The 16,278-nt window shown below is 66.7% G+C and carries 16 protein-coding genes; 1 reads left to right on the top strand and 15 read right to left on the bottom strand.

Annotation, left to right across the window (positions count from 1 at the left end; all coding sequences use genetic code 11):
* Positions 1 to 404: 404 nt before the first annotated feature.
* The 15 genes from phbB to PYV55_RS11070 form a co-directional block, all read right to left on the bottom strand.
* On the bottom strand, positions 405 to 1,142 hold the full coding sequence (phbB, locus tag PYV55_RS11000) for an acetoacetyl-CoA reductase (RefSeq protein WP_275851061.1): 738 nt from the start codon (positions 1,140 to 1,142) through the stop codon (positions 405 to 407).
* Between the two features lie 121 nt (positions 1,143 to 1,263).
* Complete coding sequence (locus tag PYV55_RS11005) at positions 1,264 to 2,187, bottom strand: SLAC1 anion channel family protein (protein WP_275851064.1); 924 nt, start codon at positions 2,185 to 2,187, stop codon at positions 1,264 to 1,266.
* 136 nt (positions 2,188 to 2,323) lie between these two features.
* The gene (locus PYV55_RS11010; protein WP_275851067.1) at positions 2,324 to 3,208 is read right to left on the bottom strand and encodes a M48 family metallopeptidase; all 885 of its coding nucleotides are present in this window, start codon (positions 3,206 to 3,208) and stop codon (positions 2,324 to 2,326) included.
* On the bottom strand, positions 3,205 to 3,984 hold the full coding sequence (locus PYV55_RS11015; protein WP_275851070.1) for a lysophospholipid acyltransferase family protein: 780 nt from the start codon (positions 3,982 to 3,984) through the stop codon (positions 3,205 to 3,207). Before PYV55_RS11015 ends, PYV55_RS11010 begins: the two co-directional genes overlap by 4 nt.
* 83 nt (positions 3,985 to 4,067) lie before the next feature.
* Entirely contained in the window at positions 4,068 to 4,703 is a 636-nt protein-coding gene (locus tag PYV55_RS11020; protein ID WP_275851073.1) for an HAD-IIIA family hydrolase, read from the bottom strand.
* 34 nt (positions 4,704 to 4,737) lie between these two features.
* Positions 4,738 to 6,903, bottom strand: a complete 2,166-nt coding sequence (gene glyS, locus PYV55_RS11025; protein WP_275851075.1) for a glycine--tRNA ligase subunit beta — start codon at positions 6,901 to 6,903, stop codon at positions 4,738 to 4,740.
* Between the two features lie 7 nt (positions 6,904 to 6,910).
* Complete coding sequence (locus PYV55_RS11030) at positions 6,911 to 7,378, bottom strand: type II toxin-antitoxin system VapC family toxin (RefSeq protein ID WP_275851077.1); 468 nt, start codon at positions 7,376 to 7,378, stop codon at positions 6,911 to 6,913.
* Positions 7,379 to 7,420: 42 nt separating this feature from the next.
* Positions 7,421 to 7,717: an AbrB/MazE/SpoVT family DNA-binding domain-containing protein gene (locus PYV55_RS11035; protein ID WP_275851080.1), complete on the bottom strand. Its 297-nt coding sequence runs from the start codon at positions 7,715 to 7,717 to the stop codon at positions 7,421 to 7,423.
* Between the two features lie 88 nt (positions 7,718 to 7,805).
* Positions 7,806 to 8,711, bottom strand: a complete 906-nt coding sequence (gene glyQ, locus PYV55_RS11040) for a glycine--tRNA ligase subunit alpha (RefSeq protein WP_275851083.1) — start codon at positions 8,709 to 8,711, stop codon at positions 7,806 to 7,808.
* Between the two features lie 78 nt (positions 8,712 to 8,789).
* Positions 8,790 to 10,016 (bottom strand): beta-ketoacyl-ACP synthase I, encoded by a 1,227-nt coding sequence (gene fabB / locus PYV55_RS11045; RefSeq protein ID WP_275851086.1) that lies wholly within the window; start codon positions 10,014 to 10,016, stop codon positions 8,790 to 8,792.
* Positions 10,017 to 10,027: 11 nt separating this feature from the next.
* On the bottom strand, positions 10,028 to 10,564 hold the full coding sequence (gene fabA, locus PYV55_RS11050; RefSeq protein WP_275851089.1) for a 3-hydroxyacyl-[acyl-carrier-protein] dehydratase FabA: 537 nt from the start codon (positions 10,562 to 10,564) through the stop codon (positions 10,028 to 10,030).
* Between the two features lie 82 nt (positions 10,565 to 10,646).
* Entirely contained in the window at positions 10,647 to 12,290 is a 1,644-nt protein-coding gene (gene lnt, locus PYV55_RS11055; RefSeq protein ID WP_407066794.1) for an apolipoprotein N-acyltransferase, read from the bottom strand.
* Positions 12,290 to 13,159, bottom strand: coding sequence for an HlyC/CorC family transporter (locus PYV55_RS11060; RefSeq protein ID WP_275851094.1), 870 nt, complete (start codon positions 13,157 to 13,159; stop codon positions 12,290 to 12,292). Before PYV55_RS11060 ends, lnt begins: the two co-directional genes overlap by 1 nt.
* Before the next feature lie 121 nt (positions 13,160 to 13,280).
* A complete protein-coding gene (locus PYV55_RS11065; protein WP_275851096.1) occupies positions 13,281 to 14,009 on the bottom strand; it encodes a GNAT family N-acetyltransferase in 729 nt (242 codons plus the stop codon).
* Between the two features lie 152 nt (positions 14,010 to 14,161).
* On the bottom strand, positions 14,162 to 15,118 hold the full coding sequence (locus PYV55_RS11070; RefSeq protein WP_275851098.1) for an esterase/lipase family protein: 957 nt from the start codon (positions 15,116 to 15,118) through the stop codon (positions 14,162 to 14,164).
* Between the two features lie 207 nt (positions 15,119 to 15,325).
* On the opposite strand from PYV55_RS11070, the gene PYV55_RS11075 reads away from it, so the two are divergent.
* Positions 15,326 to 16,252, top strand: coding sequence for an MBL fold metallo-hydrolase (locus PYV55_RS11075; RefSeq protein WP_275851100.1), 927 nt, complete (start codon positions 15,326 to 15,328; stop codon positions 16,250 to 16,252).
* The last annotated feature ends 26 nt before the right edge of the window (positions 16,253 to 16,278 follow it).

Here is a 16,278-nt window from a genome sequence, read left to right on the forward strand (position 1 = left end):
CCCCTGTCAACGCAACGCAAACCTGCGGCGTTTTTCAGGACATCACAGGAGTTTTCTGACATGCAAACCACCGCACCTCTGACCCTCTGGCCCGAAGACGAGCGCGATCGCAAGCGTGCGCCGGCGTTCGGCTGCTGAGCCACCGCCTGCCTGCTGCCGGTTTTCGCAGCTTTTTCTCTCACTCGGCCACAAAAAACCCCGCTTTCGCGGGGTTTTTTGTTGGGCAGGACGGCGGCGCGAGCTCAGAGGCTGAGCGTTTTTCGGCCGCGGCCGAAAGGCACATCAAAACGCCTCCGATCGAGGCGCAAAGCGCAGCCATAGCTCGGGCTATGGCGAGCATTTGCAACGACGAGCGAGGGTGTTTTGGTGTGCAAGGCGGCCATGGACGAAATACTCTCAGCCTCTCAGCCCATGTGCAAGCCGCCGTTGACAGAAAAATCCGCCCCGGTCGAATAGCTGCCATCTTCGGACGCGAGCCAGGCGACGATGGAGGCAATCTCGCTCGGCTCGCCCAGGCGCTTGAGCGGCACTGTGGCGACGATTTTTTCGAGCACCTCGGGGCGGATGGCCTTGACCATGTCGGTGCCTATGTAGCCCGGGCTCACGGTGTTCACCGTCACGCCCTTGGCGGCCAGCTCCTGCGCCAGCGCCATCGTGAAGCCGTGCATGCCGGCCTTGGCCGCCGAATAGTTGGTCTGCCCGGCCTGACCCTTTTCACCGTTCACGCTGCTGATGTTGATGATGCGGCCCCAGCCTTTTTCCACCATGTCGCCCACGACCTGCTTGGTCACGTTGAACAGGCTGTTGAGGTTGGTTTCGATCACCGCGTCCCAGTCCTCGCGCGTCATCTTGAGGAACATGCGGTCGCGCGTGATGCCGGCGTTGTTCACGAGCACGTCTATGCTGCCGTGTTCGGCCTTCGTCTGGGCGAAAGCCTCTACCGTGGAATCCCAATTGCTCACATTGCCCACGGACGCATGAAAGGTAAAGCCCAGCGCCTGCTGCTCGGCCAGCCATTTGGCATGGTCGCGCGTGGGGCCGCAGCCCGCGATGACCTTGAAACCTTCGCTGTGCAAACGCTGGCAAATGGCGGTGCCAATGCCCCCCATGCCGCCGGTGACGTATGCGACTTTCTGACTCATTTCCATTCTCCTGAGTGTGTAGTTGCTGGCTCAGCAGCCACTCTAACCAATTTATGTTGCAGTTCGCGCTGCGGGAAACACTGACGTCCCCCGCGAGTTTGTAACAGTTCCCAGCGCAGGCTCATTGAGGTCGGGCAAACTGCCCGCGCACTGCGGCGCGCAGCGTCAGCCAGGCCAGCCATGACACGACCACGCTGAGCAGTGCCAGCAAAGCCCATGCCAGCACGGCGTACCAGGCAGAGGCGCTGCGATGCGCCATCTCTAAGCTGGCCATGGTGAAAGCCGCGAGCGGAAACGAGTAGCCCCACGCCGCCGTGGAAAAAGGCAGGCGCGCGAACTGCCGCACATGGCTTGCGAGCAGCAAAAAGACGAACAGCGCCATCGAATACAGCACGCGCGCCAAACCATCGACCTGCCCTGTCAGGGCCATGTAGGCGACAAACCCCGCCGAGGGCGGCGCGAGCAAGATCGCCAGCGTGGGCCGCATGGGCGGCGGCAGTGGTTCATGGAAGAACAGGCGGTAAAACACGATGGTCATGAGCACCAGCCAGAACACCAGCCCGATGCTGAAAAAGAACCAGCTGATGTCGGGCGGCGCCCACTGCATGCCAACGATGGGCATGAGGATGTTGCCCACGGCCGGGATGAACCAGGCCGGGCTCGCGTGCTGGATGCTGTAGTGCGGGTGAAAAATCCAGCTGCCCACGGCCAGCAAGGTCAGTACCAGGTGCGCCGCGGCGCCCACGCTCCACAGCACATGCGCCAGGCCCGGCAGCGTGGGCAGCCAGGCGATGGACAGCAGCACCATGCCGGTGGAGATCGCCGGAAAGAAGTTGACCTGCACCGGATGCGCGCGCTCGGCCGCCACCTGCGCGGGGTAGCGCAGCGCCTTGAGGGCATACAGCACGAAAAGAAAAACATACAGCGCCGTCGCCACCCCGCGCAGGCACAGACCCGGCAGCGCGGGCGCGCCCGCAAGGGCGCTGGCCTTGGCCCAGGCGAGCGCGAGCCCTGCCACGCCCATCACGGTGGTGAACAAGGCCACGGGGAGATGGGCGAGCGATGGTGGCACAGGCGCACTGCCAGGGTCAGCAGGTTGCGTATTTGTCGCTGGAATCGGAGTGGCGGAGGCGGTCATGGCGTCATTCGAGCGATCAGGGCGCAGTGTGGCGAAGTGCGGATCAGTCCCACAGCGGCGCAGGCTGCGCGCGCAATTGCTGACGGCGCATGGCGTAATCGGGCAACACGCCTTCGACGATGCGCCAAAAACGCGGGCTGTGGTTCATCTCGCGCAGGTGGGCGAGTTCGTGCACCACCACGTAGTCGATCAGCGCCGGCGTGTAGTGCAACAGGCGCCAGTTCAGCCGAATGGAGCCGTCGGCGCTGGCGCTGCCCCAGCGTGTGCGTGCGCTCGACAGGCTGAGCCGCTGCCAGCGCACCTCGAGCTGCGGCGCAAAATGCTCGAGCCGCGCCGTGAAGTGGCTGCGCGCCTGGCGCTGGAACCAGGCTTGCACCTGCGCGCGCGCCTGCTGCGCCGCGGCCTCGTGCGGCAGCGCAAGCTGCAGCGCGCGCTCGTCGCCACACTCGACCAGCCGCACGCGCGCGCCCTGCGAAACTCCGAGCCGCAACAACAACGGCGCGCCCAGGTAGGGCAGTTGCGCGCCATGGACCCAAGCGATGCGCCCGGCCTCGCGGCGCTGCTGCAGCACGCGCACCTCGTGCAGCTTGCGCACGATCCAGCCGGCCTTGCCATGCAGCGCGTGCTCGATCTCCGCCAGCGCCACGCCCGCGGGCGCGCGCACCGTGAGCCCCTCCGCATCGACCACGAAGCCTATGCTGCGCCGGCGCACACGTTGCAGCGCGTACGCCACCAACACGCCGCCAAGCACGAGCTGGCGCTGCGCCGCCGGGTGGCGGAAAACCACTGTTTCCGCTCTGTATTCAGGAGCATCTTGCGCTTGCTGCGGCTGCGCCAGCAGCTTCTTTTGCCCTGAATCTTGCGCCCCATTCGGTGGCGCTACCACGCCCCAGTCGGCCAGCAAACCTTGCAGCAACCGAGGAATCATGGATGGGCAGCCGCCGCCTCGGCCTGCTCGGGGGACTGAGGCGGGTAGGCGTCAGGATCGAGGCGGCGCATTTCGGCCTCTATCCAGTGTTCGACCTCTTGCATCAATTCGTCGGGCCGCCGGCCCTGGCTCGGGATGGGCCTGCCGATGGAGACATCGACCACGCCGGGGCGCTTGACGAAGGCCTTGGGCGGCCACACGCGCGCCGAGGTGACGGCGATCGGCACCACGGGCACGCCCGTGCGTATGGCCAGGCGCGTGCCGCCGCTTTTGTAGTCGCCCTTTTGGCCGCGCGGTATGCGCGTACCCTCGGGGAACATGATGATCCACGTGCCCTGGTCGAGCAGGCGCTGGCCTTGCTGCACGAGCTTTTGAAAGGCGCGCATGCCATCGTTGCGGTCGATGTGGATCATGTCGAGGCTGCCGATGGACCAGCCGAAGAAGGGGATGCGCAGCAGCTCTTTCTTGAACACGTAGGCCAGCTGGCGGGGCATGATGGCCGGCATCAGAAAGGTTTCGTACGCCGACTGGTGCTTGCACAGCAGCACGACACCCTGGCGCTGGTCCGTGGGCAGATTTTCCATGCCCTGGATGCGCGGGCGTATGCCCATGAACCAGTGCGCGGCGCGGATGGACAGCGCCAGCCAGGCGCGGGCGATGGGGTAGAGCACCGTCTTGGGCGCACCCAGCACGCGGCACAGCAAAATCGCCAGCGTGTAGGGCACCACGGTGACACCCATCCAGAGCAGATGCAGGAGAGAACGCAGCAGAGCCATGCGGTCGGTTTCGTAAGAGTGTTTTTGCAGTATAGCCCTTGAAGGGCAAGCGCTTTTAGCTATAAAAAGAATATCGCCGTAGGTTATGCCTGCGCGGGGTGCGCGGGCAGCGGCACCGCCTCAGCCGCAGTTTCGGCCTGCAGCAAATGCTCGACCAAGGCGCCCAGGCTGGCATGCTTTTGCACCTCGGGCAGGGGCTCCGGCGCCCCATCGACCGGGTTTGCCAGCGCCCCCATGCCTTGTGCTGCCGCGCTGGCGGCGCCCACCTGCTGCGCCAACTGCTGCACCAGGTGGAGCCGACGTACCCCCAGCGCTGCCCCCGCCTGCAGCAATGCCATGCTGCTGCCCACGACCAGCACCTGCGCGGCGTCCACGCCGTAGCGCTCGCAGATCTGCGCCAGCAGCTCCGGCTGGGGCAGGCGGCAGCGGCAGGTTTCCTGCGGCGCGTGCGGGCAGAAAAACACCGCGTCTATGCGCCCGCCCACGGCGGCGAGCTGGCGGTACATCTTGGCGTGGATGGCGTTGAGCACCTTCACGTCGAACAGGCCGCGCCCCAGACCAGGCTGGTTGCAGGCCAGCACCACGTGCCAGCCCGCGTGGTTGAGGCGCGCGACGGCTTCGAGCGCGCCCGGCTGGGCGATCCACTCGTCGGGCGAGGTGATGTAACCGTCCCCCGGCAGATTCAGCGTGCCGTCGCGGTCGAGGATGGCGAGCTTCATGCGATGGGCTCCTGCACTGGCGCACGCGCCGGCGTCACACGGCCAGGCGCGACAGATCGGCCACGCGGTTCATCGCGAGGTGCAGCTTCTTGAGCAGCCCCAGGCGGTTCAGGCGCAGGTCGAGTTGCTCGGCATTGACCATCACGTCGTCGAAGAACGCATCGACCGGCGCACGCAGCCCCGCCAGGGTTTGCAGCGAGGCGGTGTAGTCCCCCGCGTCGAACTGCGCGTCGGCCTGGGGGACTATGCTTTGCATGGCGGCGTAGAGGTTTTGTTCGGCCTCTTCCTGCAACAGCAGCGCACTCACGTGCGCATCGACCACCTGCTCGGCGTCGCCGGCTTTTTTGAGGATGTTGGCGATGCGCTTGTTCGCCGCGGCCAGGGCCTCGGCCTCGGGCAGCGTGGCAAACGCGCGCACGGCCTGCAGGCGCTTTGGCACGTCGGCCAGGCGCTGCGGGCGCAGCGCGAGCACGGCCTCCACCTCGCGCGCCGAAAAGCCCTGCTCGCGCAGCTGGCCCGCAAGGCGCTCGTAGATGAAGTCGGAAAGCGGCACACGCGGGTCTTCGATCAGGCTGCCGAACGCGGGCACGGCTGCGGCGAGCAGCGCGTCGAGCTCCAGCGGCAGCGCCTTGTCGATCAGCATGCGGATCACGCCGAGCGCGTGGCGGCGCAGCGCGAACGGGTCGCGCTCGCCCGTGGGCAGGTTGCCGATGCCGAACATGCCCACGAGCGTCTCGAGCTTGTCGGCCAGCGCCACCACCACGCCCACCGGGCCGCGCGGCAGGCTGTCGCCGGCAAAACGCGGTTTGTAATGGTCTTCGATGGCGTCGGCCACGGCTGTGGGCAGGCCGTCGTGCAGCGCGTAATAGCGCCCCATGGTGCCTTGCAGCTCGGGGAATTCGCCCACCATGTCGGTGAGCAGGTCGGCCTTGGCGAGCTCGGCGGCCTGGTCGGCCTGCTCGACCAGTACCTTGTCACCCAGTTGAGCCGCAATGGCCTGCGCGATCGCGCGCACGCGCTGCACGCGCTCGAGCTGCGTGCCGAGCTTGTTGTGATAGACCACCTTGGCCAGCTGCGGCACGCGGCTCGCGAGCGACTTTTTGCGGTCTTGGTCGAAGAAAAACTTGGCGTCCGCGAGACGCGGGCGCACCACGCGCTCGTTGCCGCCCGTCACAGCGCTCGCATCCTGCGGGCTGATGTTGCTGACCACGAGAAAGCGGTTCGTGAGCTTGCCGGCCGCGTCGAGCAGCGGAAAGTATTTCTGGTTCGCCTGCATGGTCAGGATCAGGCATTCCTGCGGCACCTCGAGGAATTCAGGCTCGAACTGGCACACGAGCACGTTCGGGCGCTCGACCAGGGCCGTGACCTCGTCCAGCAGCGCATCATCTTTGATAGCTGAAAGCGATGGCCCCGCCTTGGCTGCAGCCTGATTGAGCTGTGACTCGATGAGCGCGCGGCGTTCGCCGAAGTGCGCGACCACCGCGCCTTGCGTGCGCAGCGCCTCGGCGTAGGCGTCGGCGTGCGGCAGCTCGATCGGCTCGGCCTGCGCCTCGAAGCGGTGGCCGTGCGTGTGGCACCCCGCGCGCAGGCCTAGCGCATGCACCGGCACCACCTGCGCGCCGTGCAGCGCCACCAGGCCATGCGCGGGACGCACGAAGTGCACCGTGCTCCAGCCGGGCAACTCACAATCGGCGCAACCGGCTTCGAGCTGGTAGCTCATCACCTTGGGGATGGGCAGCCTGGCGATGGCTTCGTGCAGGGCTTTTTGCAAGCCCGCGGCGAGCGGCACGCCCGGCGCCACGCTGTCGAGAAACAGCGCCTCGGCCTTGCCGTCGGGTGCGCGCTGCAAGCGCGCAAGCACCGCCGCGAGCGCCGCATCGCTGCCCACATCTACCCCCAACGCCTGCAGCTTTTTGCGCAGCGCCGGCGTGGGCTGGCCTTGCGCGTCCAGCCCCACGGCCACGGGCATGAGCTTTTGGCGCACGGCCTGGTCGGCGGCCTTGGCGGCCACGTCGGTGATATGCGCGCCCAGGCGGCGCGGCGAGGCGTAGGCCGTGACCTTGGCGTCGGCCGCGGCCAGCCCTTGCGCGCGCAGTTGCTCGGCAAGCACGCCGGCAAAAGACTCGCCCAGTTTCTTCAGCGCTTTGGGCGGCAGTTCTTCGACGAACAATTCCACCAGCAGATTGGCGTTGGAGTTCATTCCATTCCTATGACAAAAAATCGATTCGAAACCCGAGCCGCTGCGCGCTCGCCCGCATCGCGGCGTCCAGTGTGGCCACGGCCTTGCAGCCGTGGCGCTGCGCCACCGCAAGGTGCAGCGCGTCACCGCCGCGCAGGCCGCTCGCTGCATCGGCCACCCAATCGGCGGCTTGCAGGAAATCGGCTTCGATCACGTTCAGGCGGTGCACCATGTCCATGGCTTCGACGAAGCGCTCGCGTGCCAGTTGCAGGCGCGGGCCCGTGAGCGCCTTTTTGCGCACCTGGATGCTCAGGGCGCTGGCAAATTCGGTCTCGGCCCACCATGCCGTGCCCAGGTGCGACATGTCGGCCTGCGCCATCCAATCGATCACGGCTGCGCCTTCGCTTTCATGAAAGCAGTAGGCGCACCATACGCTGGTGTCGATGTAAGTGGCGTCCCAGCGGCGCTGCGGGTGGTGTAGGGTCGTGAGGGGCATGGAGGATTGAGGGGCTTGCGTCGGCAGGTGCTCAAGGCGCTGTCAATAGCGCTCATTGGCGCGCACTTCCTCGATCACCGACTCGGTCAAAGGCATGCTGGCCAGGTGCGCCCGCGCGCGCGCAATCCACTCCTCTTTGCTGAGCTTGGAGCGCTGGCGCCGTGCCGACAACTGCCAGGCACCGCCCGGCGTGGCTTCAGGCGGCTGCAGGTGCAGCGTGTCGCCCTCGCGCACGCCGAGCTCGCGCGCGAGCGCCGCGGGCAGGCGCACCGCGAGGCTGTTGCCCCAGCGGCTCACGGTCAAGTCCAGGCCCTCGGTGGGCAGGTCATTCGCTCCCATGGTCGGCTCCTTTCACGGCGCAAACGTAGATACTCGTATCTACATTGTAGAGGCCGAACGCCCCATCGCGCACCTCATCGCGCACCGCTCAGGCCGCCTTGGGCGCGAGCTGTGCCACCCATTCGCGCGGCGCCATCGGAAAGCCCAGGCGCTCGCGGCTGTCGTAGTAGCTTTGCGCCACGGCGCGCGCGAGGTTGCGGATGCGGCCTATGTAGGCCGCGCGCTCGGTCACGCTGATCGCGCCGCGCGCGTCCAGCAGGTTGAAGGTGTGCGCAGCCTTGAGCACCTGCTCGTAGGCGGGCAGCGCAAGCTGCTGCTCCATCAGGTATTTGGCCTGCTTTTCGTGCGCGTCGAAGGCCGTGAACAAAAAGGCCGCGTCGCTGTGCTCGAAGTTGTAGGCGGACTGCTCTTTTTCGTTTTGCAGGTACACGTCGCCATAGCTCAGCCCCTCGGTCCACTGCAGGTCGTACACGTTGTCCACGCCTTGCAGGTACATCGCCAGGCGCTCCAGACCGTAGGTGATTTCGCCCGTGATCGGGCGGCAGTCCAGGCCGCCGACCTGCTGGAAGTAGGTGAACTGCGTCACCTCCATGCCGTTGAGCCACACCTCCCAGCCCAGGCCCCAGGCCCCCAGCGTGGGGTTTTCCCAATCGTCCTCGACGAAGCGGATATCGTTTTTCTTCAGCTCGAACCCCAGCGCCTCGAGCGAGCCCAGATAAAGCTCGAGGATGTTGCTCGGCGCGGGCTTGAGCACGACCTGGTACTGGTAGTAGTGCTGCAGGCGGTTGGGGTTTTCACCATAGCGGCCGTCCTTGGGGCGACGGCTGGGCTGCACGTAGGCGGCCTTCCAGGGTTCAGGGCCGATTGCTCTTAAAAAAGTAGCTGTATGCGAAGTACCAGCGCCGACTTCCATGTCGTAAGGCTGCAAGAGCGCGCAGCCCTGGGCAGCCCAGTATTGCTGCAGTGTGAGGATGATTTGCTGAAAGGTGAGCATGGCGTGGAGCGCGCGACCTGGGTGCCGCGCGGCAGTGATTGGAAAAAGAGATGGCGGCGCGCGAACCCCCGCGCGCCCTCAAGCGCCATCCCAACGGCGCAGCACCAGGCAGGCGTTGGTGCCGCCGAAGCCGAAGCTGTTGGACAAGGCGGTGCGGATCGGCGCGTCGCGCGTCGCGCGCACGAGTGGCATGCCCTCGGCCGCGGGGTCGGGCGTCTCGACGTTGATCGAACCCGCGATAAAGCCCTGCTGCAGCATCAAGAGGCAGTAAATGGCCTCCTGCACGCCGGTCGCGCCCAGCGAGTGGCCCGTGAGCGACTTGGTCGAGGAAAACGGCGGGATCGCGTCGCCGAACACGGTGCGGATCGCGCGCAGTTCGGGCACGTCGCCCACGGGCGTGGAGGTGCCATGGGTGTTGATGTAGTCGATCGGCTCGGCCAGACCCGCGATCGCCTGGCGCATGCAGGCCACGGCGCCGTCGCCCGAGGGAGCGACCATGTCCACCCCGTCCGAGGTGGCGCCAAAGCCCACCACCTCGCCGAGGATGGTGGCGCCGCGCGCCTGCGCGTGTGCGAGGCTTTCGAGCACCACGGCACCGCCGCCGCCCGCAAGAACGAAGCCGTCGCGGTGCAGGTCGTAGGGGCGCGAGGCCTTTTCCGGCGTGGCGTTGAAGGCGCTGGACATGGCACCCATGGCATCGAACAGCATGCCCATGCCCCAGCTGAGCTCCTCCCCGCCGCCCGCGAACATCACATCCTGCAGGCCGAAGGCGATCTGCTGCGCGGCCACGCCTATGCAATGCGCCGAAGTGCTGCAGGCCGAGGTGATGGAGTAGTTGACGCCCTTGATGCCGAAGTTCGTGGACAGGCACGCCGACACGGTGGAACTCATGCAGCGCGTGACCTGGTAGGGCCCCACGCGCCGTATGCCCTTGCTGCGCAGGATGTCGGCGGCCTCGACCTGGTGCGCCGGAGAGCCACCGCCCGAGCCCATGATGAGCCCTGTGCGCGGGTGCGACACCTCGGCCGGCGTGAGGCCCGCCTGCGCGATCGCCTGCGCCAGCGCGATATGTGCATAGGCTGCGGCGTCACCCATGAAGCGCCGCTGCTTGCGATCGATATGCGCGTCAAGGTCGATCTGCGGCACGCCCGCGACCTGGCTGCGCAGGCCCATTTCGGCAAATTCGGGCATGGCGCGGATGCCCGAACGCCCCGCGCGCAGCGCCGCCGTGACGCTGGCGCTGTCGTTGCCTATGCAGGAAACGATGCCGGTGCCGGTGATGACTACGCGTTGCTTGCTGCTCATGCGATTCCTCCTTAGGTCGGACTGCCCTGCGCCGTGCCGCCGAGCCCCTTGTCTTTCTGAAACAGCCCCACGCGCAGGTCGTTGGCGACGTAGATTTCCTGGCCATCGACGCACATGCGCGCGTCGCCTATGGCCATGACCAGTTTGCGCTTGATCACGCGCTTGATGTCGATGGCGTAACTCACGAGCTTGGCCCCGGGGCCTACCTCGCCGGTGAACTTGACCTCGCCCGCACCGAGCGCGCGCCCGCGGCCCGGCAGACGCAGCCAGGTCAGGTAAAACCCGATCAGCTGCCACATGGCGTCCAGCCCCAGGCAGCCCGGCATCACCGGATCACCCTGGAAGTGGCAGGCAAAAAACCACAGGTCGGGGCGCACGTCGAGCTCGGCACGGATTTTTCCCAGCCCATGCGCACCGCCAGCGTCGTCGATGTGCGTGATGCGGTCGAACATCAGCATGGGCGGCAGCGGCAGGCGGCCGCTGTCGGGACCGAACAACCTGCCTTCTGCCGAGGCGATGAGTTGCTCGTAGGAAAAAGAATCTGCCATGGTCAAACGTGCTCCAAGATGGGGCAAAAAAGTGACGCCCCGACGGTACATACAGCGCGCAGGCTGCGCATAAAAACCGCGATTATCCGGTCAAGGCACGCTGCTGCTGCCGCCACCACCGCAACCAGGTCAAGAAAACCACCCCCGCAGCCACGAGCCACAGCGGCGCCAGCCCCCAGCGCGCGGCCCAGCGCGCGTAGGGCGTGCGCTGGTCGCCACCCTGCGCGGCGTTCATGCCGCGGCCCTGCACGGTGCCGTACAGCACGCCGCGCGTGAGGCGCGGCAGCTGCTGCGTGACCACGCCGCGGTAGTCGATGATGGCCGTGGCGCCGGTGTTCGTCGCGCGCACCATGGGGCGCTCGAACTCGAGCGCGCGCATGCGGCTGATCTGCAAGTGCTGGTCTATGGCCAGCGTGTCGCCAAACCACGCGATGTTGCTGAGGTTGACGAACACCGTGGGCGCCTGCGCCGCGTCGGCAAAGCGCGCGGCGAGCTCCTCGCCGAACAAATCCTCATAGCAGATGTTGGGCGCAAAGCGCTGCCCGGCCCAGGCGAACGATGGCTGGCGCACAGCGCCGCGGCTGAAGTCGCCCAGCGGGATGTTCATCATCTCGGTGAACCAGCGAAAAAACGGCGGGATGAACTCGCCAAAAGGCACGAGGTGGTGCTTGTCGTAGCGGTACGGCGCGGCCTGCCCCGGCGCGAAACCCAGCGCCGAATTGGTGTAGCCGATGTCGACATCGCCCAGCGGGATGCCGAGCAGGCCCGCCTGCGCGCCTTGCGTGAAATGCGCCGCAATGCCCTCGAGGTAGCCGGGGATGAGCTGCTGCGGCAGCAGCGGGATCGCCGTTTCGGGCGCCACCACCAGCGACGCCTGCGCGCTGCGCAAGGCATCGCCATACCAGCGCAGCGCCAGCGGCACGCCCGTGCCAGGTTGGAATTTTTCGTCTTGGGGGATATTGCCTTGCAGCAAGGCCAGGCTCACGCGCCCGGCCGCCTCTGCCCCATCCCTCTTACCCGCCACCGATCGGGCACAGCCGGGCACGCCGTCCAGCTCGTCCAAAGCACAGGCGCGCTGCCCATGCGCCACGACCAGCAGCAGCGCCAGCACGGCCACGATCAGCCAGGTGCGCGTGCGGCGCAAGTCCTGCACGCGCAGCTGCGCCAACCCCATTGCGAGCGCCGCCGCCACCGCGCCAATGCCATAGACACCGACCCAGCGCGCGAGCGCGGCCAGCGGCCCCTCGACATGCGCGTAGCCGCCCGCGCCCCACGGAAAACCCGTCCACCAGGTGCCGCGCGCGAGCTCCGCAAGCAGCCAACATGCAGCAAAAAAGAGAGCTTCCCACGCTTGATGGACGGGCGCAAACGCGCGAAAGAGCCCTGAAACCGCGGCGTAGTAGCCACCGAGAAACAGCGCCAGCCCCAGCACGGCCGCCACGGCCAGCGGCGCCGCCAGGCCGGCATAGGTGTGCATGGAGATGAACAGCCACCAGGAAGTCGCCGCGAGCCAGGCCGTCGCAAAAACCCAGCCCAATAGCGCGGCGCGCCGCCACGAGACAGGCTGGCACAACAGGCGCGCAAACACCGCCAGCGACACGATCTGCAGCCACCATTGCGGCGCGCCGCTGCCGGGCCAGGCAAGCGCCCCGGCCTGCGCGACGCCGGCCAAGGCGGCGGTGAACAGCGGCGCCAGCGCACCGCGCCAAGACAAAACCGCGCCCATCAGCCAACAGGGCCGGCGCTGCGCGCGACCTTGAACCAGCGCACCGCGCCCCCCTTGGTGTGCAGCACCGTGAAGTGCAGGCCCGCGAGCTGCAACTCCTCGCCGCGCTTGGGCACGTGGCCCATCTCGTGCACGACCAGTCCGCCAATGGTGTCAAACTGCTCTTCGGCCTCATCGCCTTGCAGTGGCACGTCGAACACCTCACAAATGCGCTCCACGGGCGTGTCGCCGCTCACGCGGTAGGTGCCATCGGCCAGGGCGAAGATGTCGCCCTCTTCTTCAGGGATGTCGAACTCGTCCTCGATCTCGCCAACGATCTGCTCGAGCACGTCCTCGATGGTGATGAGGCCCGCGACGCGGCCGAACTCGTCGATCACCACGGCCATGTGGTTGCGGTTGCCGCGAAACTCGCGCAGCAGGTCGTCGAGCGCCTTGCTTTCGGGCACGAACACCGCCGGCCGCAGCAGCGCGCGAATGCTCAGGCCCGGGGTGCGCTGCAGCTTGAGCAAGTCCTTGGCCATCAGCGTGCCGATGATGTTTTCACGCTCGCCCTGGTACACCGGAAAACGCGAATGCCCGGTCTGGATGACCAGGTCGAGCAGTGCGTCGTAGGGCATGTCGATATCGATCACGTCCATGCGCGGCGCCGCCACCATGGCGTCCCCCGCCGTCATGTCGGTCAGGCCGATGATGCGCTCTAGCATCACGCGCGCGTCAGCCTTGATGAGATCGTTGTCCTCGGCTTCGGCCAGGACTTCGATGAGCTCCTGCGTCGAGTCCGGGCCGGGGTGGATGAACTCGACGACTTTTTGCAGGAAGCTGCGCTTGTCTTCCTTCTCGGGCGGGCGCGTAGGGTGTGGGTCGGACACTGTCTGGGCGTGCAGGACATGCGGTAGTGGTACGACCCCCGAGGATAGCGGATCAGCGTGACGCTGCGCCACATCCCGCCCCCGTTGCGGCGCACCCTACCAAGACGAGGAGCGCTCCGCCCTACTGCGCCGACTTGTGGCGCGCCTCACGCACGCCCTGGCGGATTTCCTGCAAACCGCCGAGCAAGTCCCAAAAATGCTTGGCCTGCCGCTTGAACTGGTAGTCGAGCTCGGCGTACTGCTGCTCCACCAGCTCAGCCATGCGCGTGTCGAAGCTGCCCGGCGGCATCTGCAAAAAGGCTTCGGATTCCGAGCCTTCGTAGCGCACCACGGCCCCGGCCTTGCGCGCGATCTTGAGCATGGGCACGTTCTCGGTGAGGGCGTGAATGAACATCATGTTCACGCCTTCGTTGCGCGCGTGCATCACGGCGCGCTCGAACAGGCGCGCCCCCAGGCCCTTGCCGCGCGCCTGCTTGAGCACGGACACGCCAAACTCGGCGCAGTGCTTGTATTCGGGGTGCTCGCTGAACGCCAGGTGCGCCATGGCGATGAGTTCCAGGCGCCGGTTGAAGATGCCGAACACTTCGTCGCGGTCGAAGTTGATCGAATCGACGTAGCGCCCGATCTGCTCGTCGGTCGCGGCGTAGCCGAAGCGCAGGTAACGGTCACGCGCTTCGAGTTGCAGCAGGTGCATGCGGATACGCTCGCGGTGCGAAGGGCCTAGCGCGCGAATGGGCACCATCACGGGCAGGCGATGAGCGCCCTGCCGAGGCGCTGCGCTTTGGGCTGCATGCGCGCCGTTTTCACCGGCGCCCGCCGTGGTTTGGTGCGAGTCTTTGGTAGCTATCATGGTTCCAATCCTAGGGTTTACCCTAATGCCCGGCATTATCCGTCCGCGTTTGCTGCGCTGCAACAAATTTGTGGTATTGCACCAACTGTAGAAGATGCCCTTCCTCTTGGGGGTAAGTAATAGCCCTTAGCCGCCCCCTGCGCGTCCTGTCGTCACGTGGCAGGCTCCTCGAGTTCCTCAAGGCAGGCTTGCACCAGCGGCGCATGAAAGGCCATCTGCAAATGCGCCACACCCGGCACCAGGCGGTTGTCGGCGCCGGACAGCGTGGCCGAGCCGGCCGGAAACACGACGCTGTCGCAGTTGGAATACCAGCAGGTAAAAAGCGCAGCGCGGCGTGCGGGCTCATGCTGCCGCAATGCCGCAAGCCAATCACTGCCGATGCGCATCTGTGCCCCGTTGTGTGCGCGTGTGAAGCGGGCACTCCAGGTGCCACCGTGCGGCGCGCCCAGTGTGATGATGCGGTGCACACGGCGCTCTGCCGTTTCTGCGTTTGCAGCGTCCGCTTGCTCACCTCCGTCGCTGCCATAGGCCCGCAGCCACGCGCGCGCCGCAAGGCCGCCCATGCTGTGGCCGATGATGACGGGCGGCATGCCCGTGGCCGCCGCCACGCGGCGCACCGCAGCGTCTATGGCCGGCGCGTAGTCGTCGATGGAACCGAACGCGGGCTCCAGCGTCAGCGCCGCATAGGCATGGCCACGTGCACGCAGCACGCGCATCCAGGGCAGCCAGAAGCCGCGGTTGCACAAAAAACCATGCAACAGCACCACGCCGCGGCGCGCGGCCTGTCCCTGCGGTGGCGGTTCGGGCAGCCAGTCGGGTTCGGCATGTTCGCAAAAGGGCTGGCGCCAGCCGAACACCACGCAGGCATGCAGCGCTTCCGCCGCCCAGGCGTGCAGCAGTTGCGCCCAGCGTGGGCGCGGCACGGATTCGCGCCGGTTCACGCGCCACATGAAAACGAAAGGCAATGCCTGCACGAGCCCGTACACCCCCCAGGCCAGGGCCCAGCCCGCAAGCGCATGGGCAGGCGAGCGCGGCCACTGCCAGGCCAGCCAGGCGATGAGCGCGAGCCAGGAACCGAAAACCACCGCGCGCTGCCAGCGTGCATTCATGCCCACTCCTTTGGGTCATTGCCGTTCACGTCTTTGCCTCCAAAGCAGGCTGCACGCACTCGGCGGAAAATTGGCAAAATTGGACAACCATACCAAACAATCGTTCGCTCAGCGAACCTGCGCAGAGCTCGTGCCTTCACCCCGCCCCTGCACCGCCCCTGCACCGCCCCTGCACCGCCCTTCTACTGCACTCGAAATTTCACCACCATGGCATCTGCACCGCCCACACTCCCGCCAGACATGGCCTTGTTCGAGCGCGGCTGGCTTTCGGCCAACAGCATCGTTTTCCAGGGCCGCCACGGCACCGCCATCGTCGATACCGGCTACCACAGCCACGGCGCGCAGACGGTGGAGCTGGTGCGCGCCGCGCTGGCCGGGCGGCCACTCGAGCGCATCCTCAACACGCATTTGCACAGCGACCACTGCGGCGGCAACGCGGCCCTGCAAAGCGCCTGGCCCGAGGCGCAGACGGCGATCCCGCCCGGCCTCGCGGCCCACGTGCGCGACTGGGACCCGTATGCGCTGAGCTACACGCCCACAGGGCAGGAATGCCCGCGCTTTCTGATCGACGGCGTATTGCAGCCGGGCAGCGAAATCCCGCTCGGCGACCGGCTCTGGCAGGTGCATGCCGCGCCGGGCCATGATCCGCACGCCGTGCTGCTGTTCGAGCCGCAGGAGCGCCTTTTGATTTCGGCCGACGCACTCTGGGCAAACGGCTTTGGCGTGGTGTTCCCCGAGCTGGAGGGCGAAAGCGCGTTTGCCGAGGTCGGCGCCACCTTCGACGTGATCGAATCACTGCAGCCGCGCCTGGTGCTGCCGGGCCACGGGCCCATGTTCAGCGACGTGGCACGCGCGCTCGACGTGGCGCGCCGACGCCTCGAGGGCTTCATGAAAGACCCGCGCAAGCACGCGCTCTATGCGGCCAAGGTCTTGCTCAAATACAAGCTGCTCGAATGGCAGCAGACCACGCTAGCCTACGTCTGCGCCTGGGGCGAGGGCACGCCGTACTTTTGCATGCTGCACGAGAGCTACTTCGCCGACCAAAGCCGCCACGCCTGGCTCGAGAGCCTGGCCGACGAGCTCGTGCGCTCGGGCGCGGCGCGGCGCGAAGGAACGGTGCTGCTCAACGCCTGAACCCCGGTGCAGGCGCGCAAGGAGCG

Source organism: Extensimonas soli (genome assembly GCF_029211265.1).
GTDB classification, from domain to species: Bacteria; Pseudomonadota; Gammaproteobacteria; order Burkholderiales; family Burkholderiaceae_C; genus Extensimonas; species Extensimonas soli.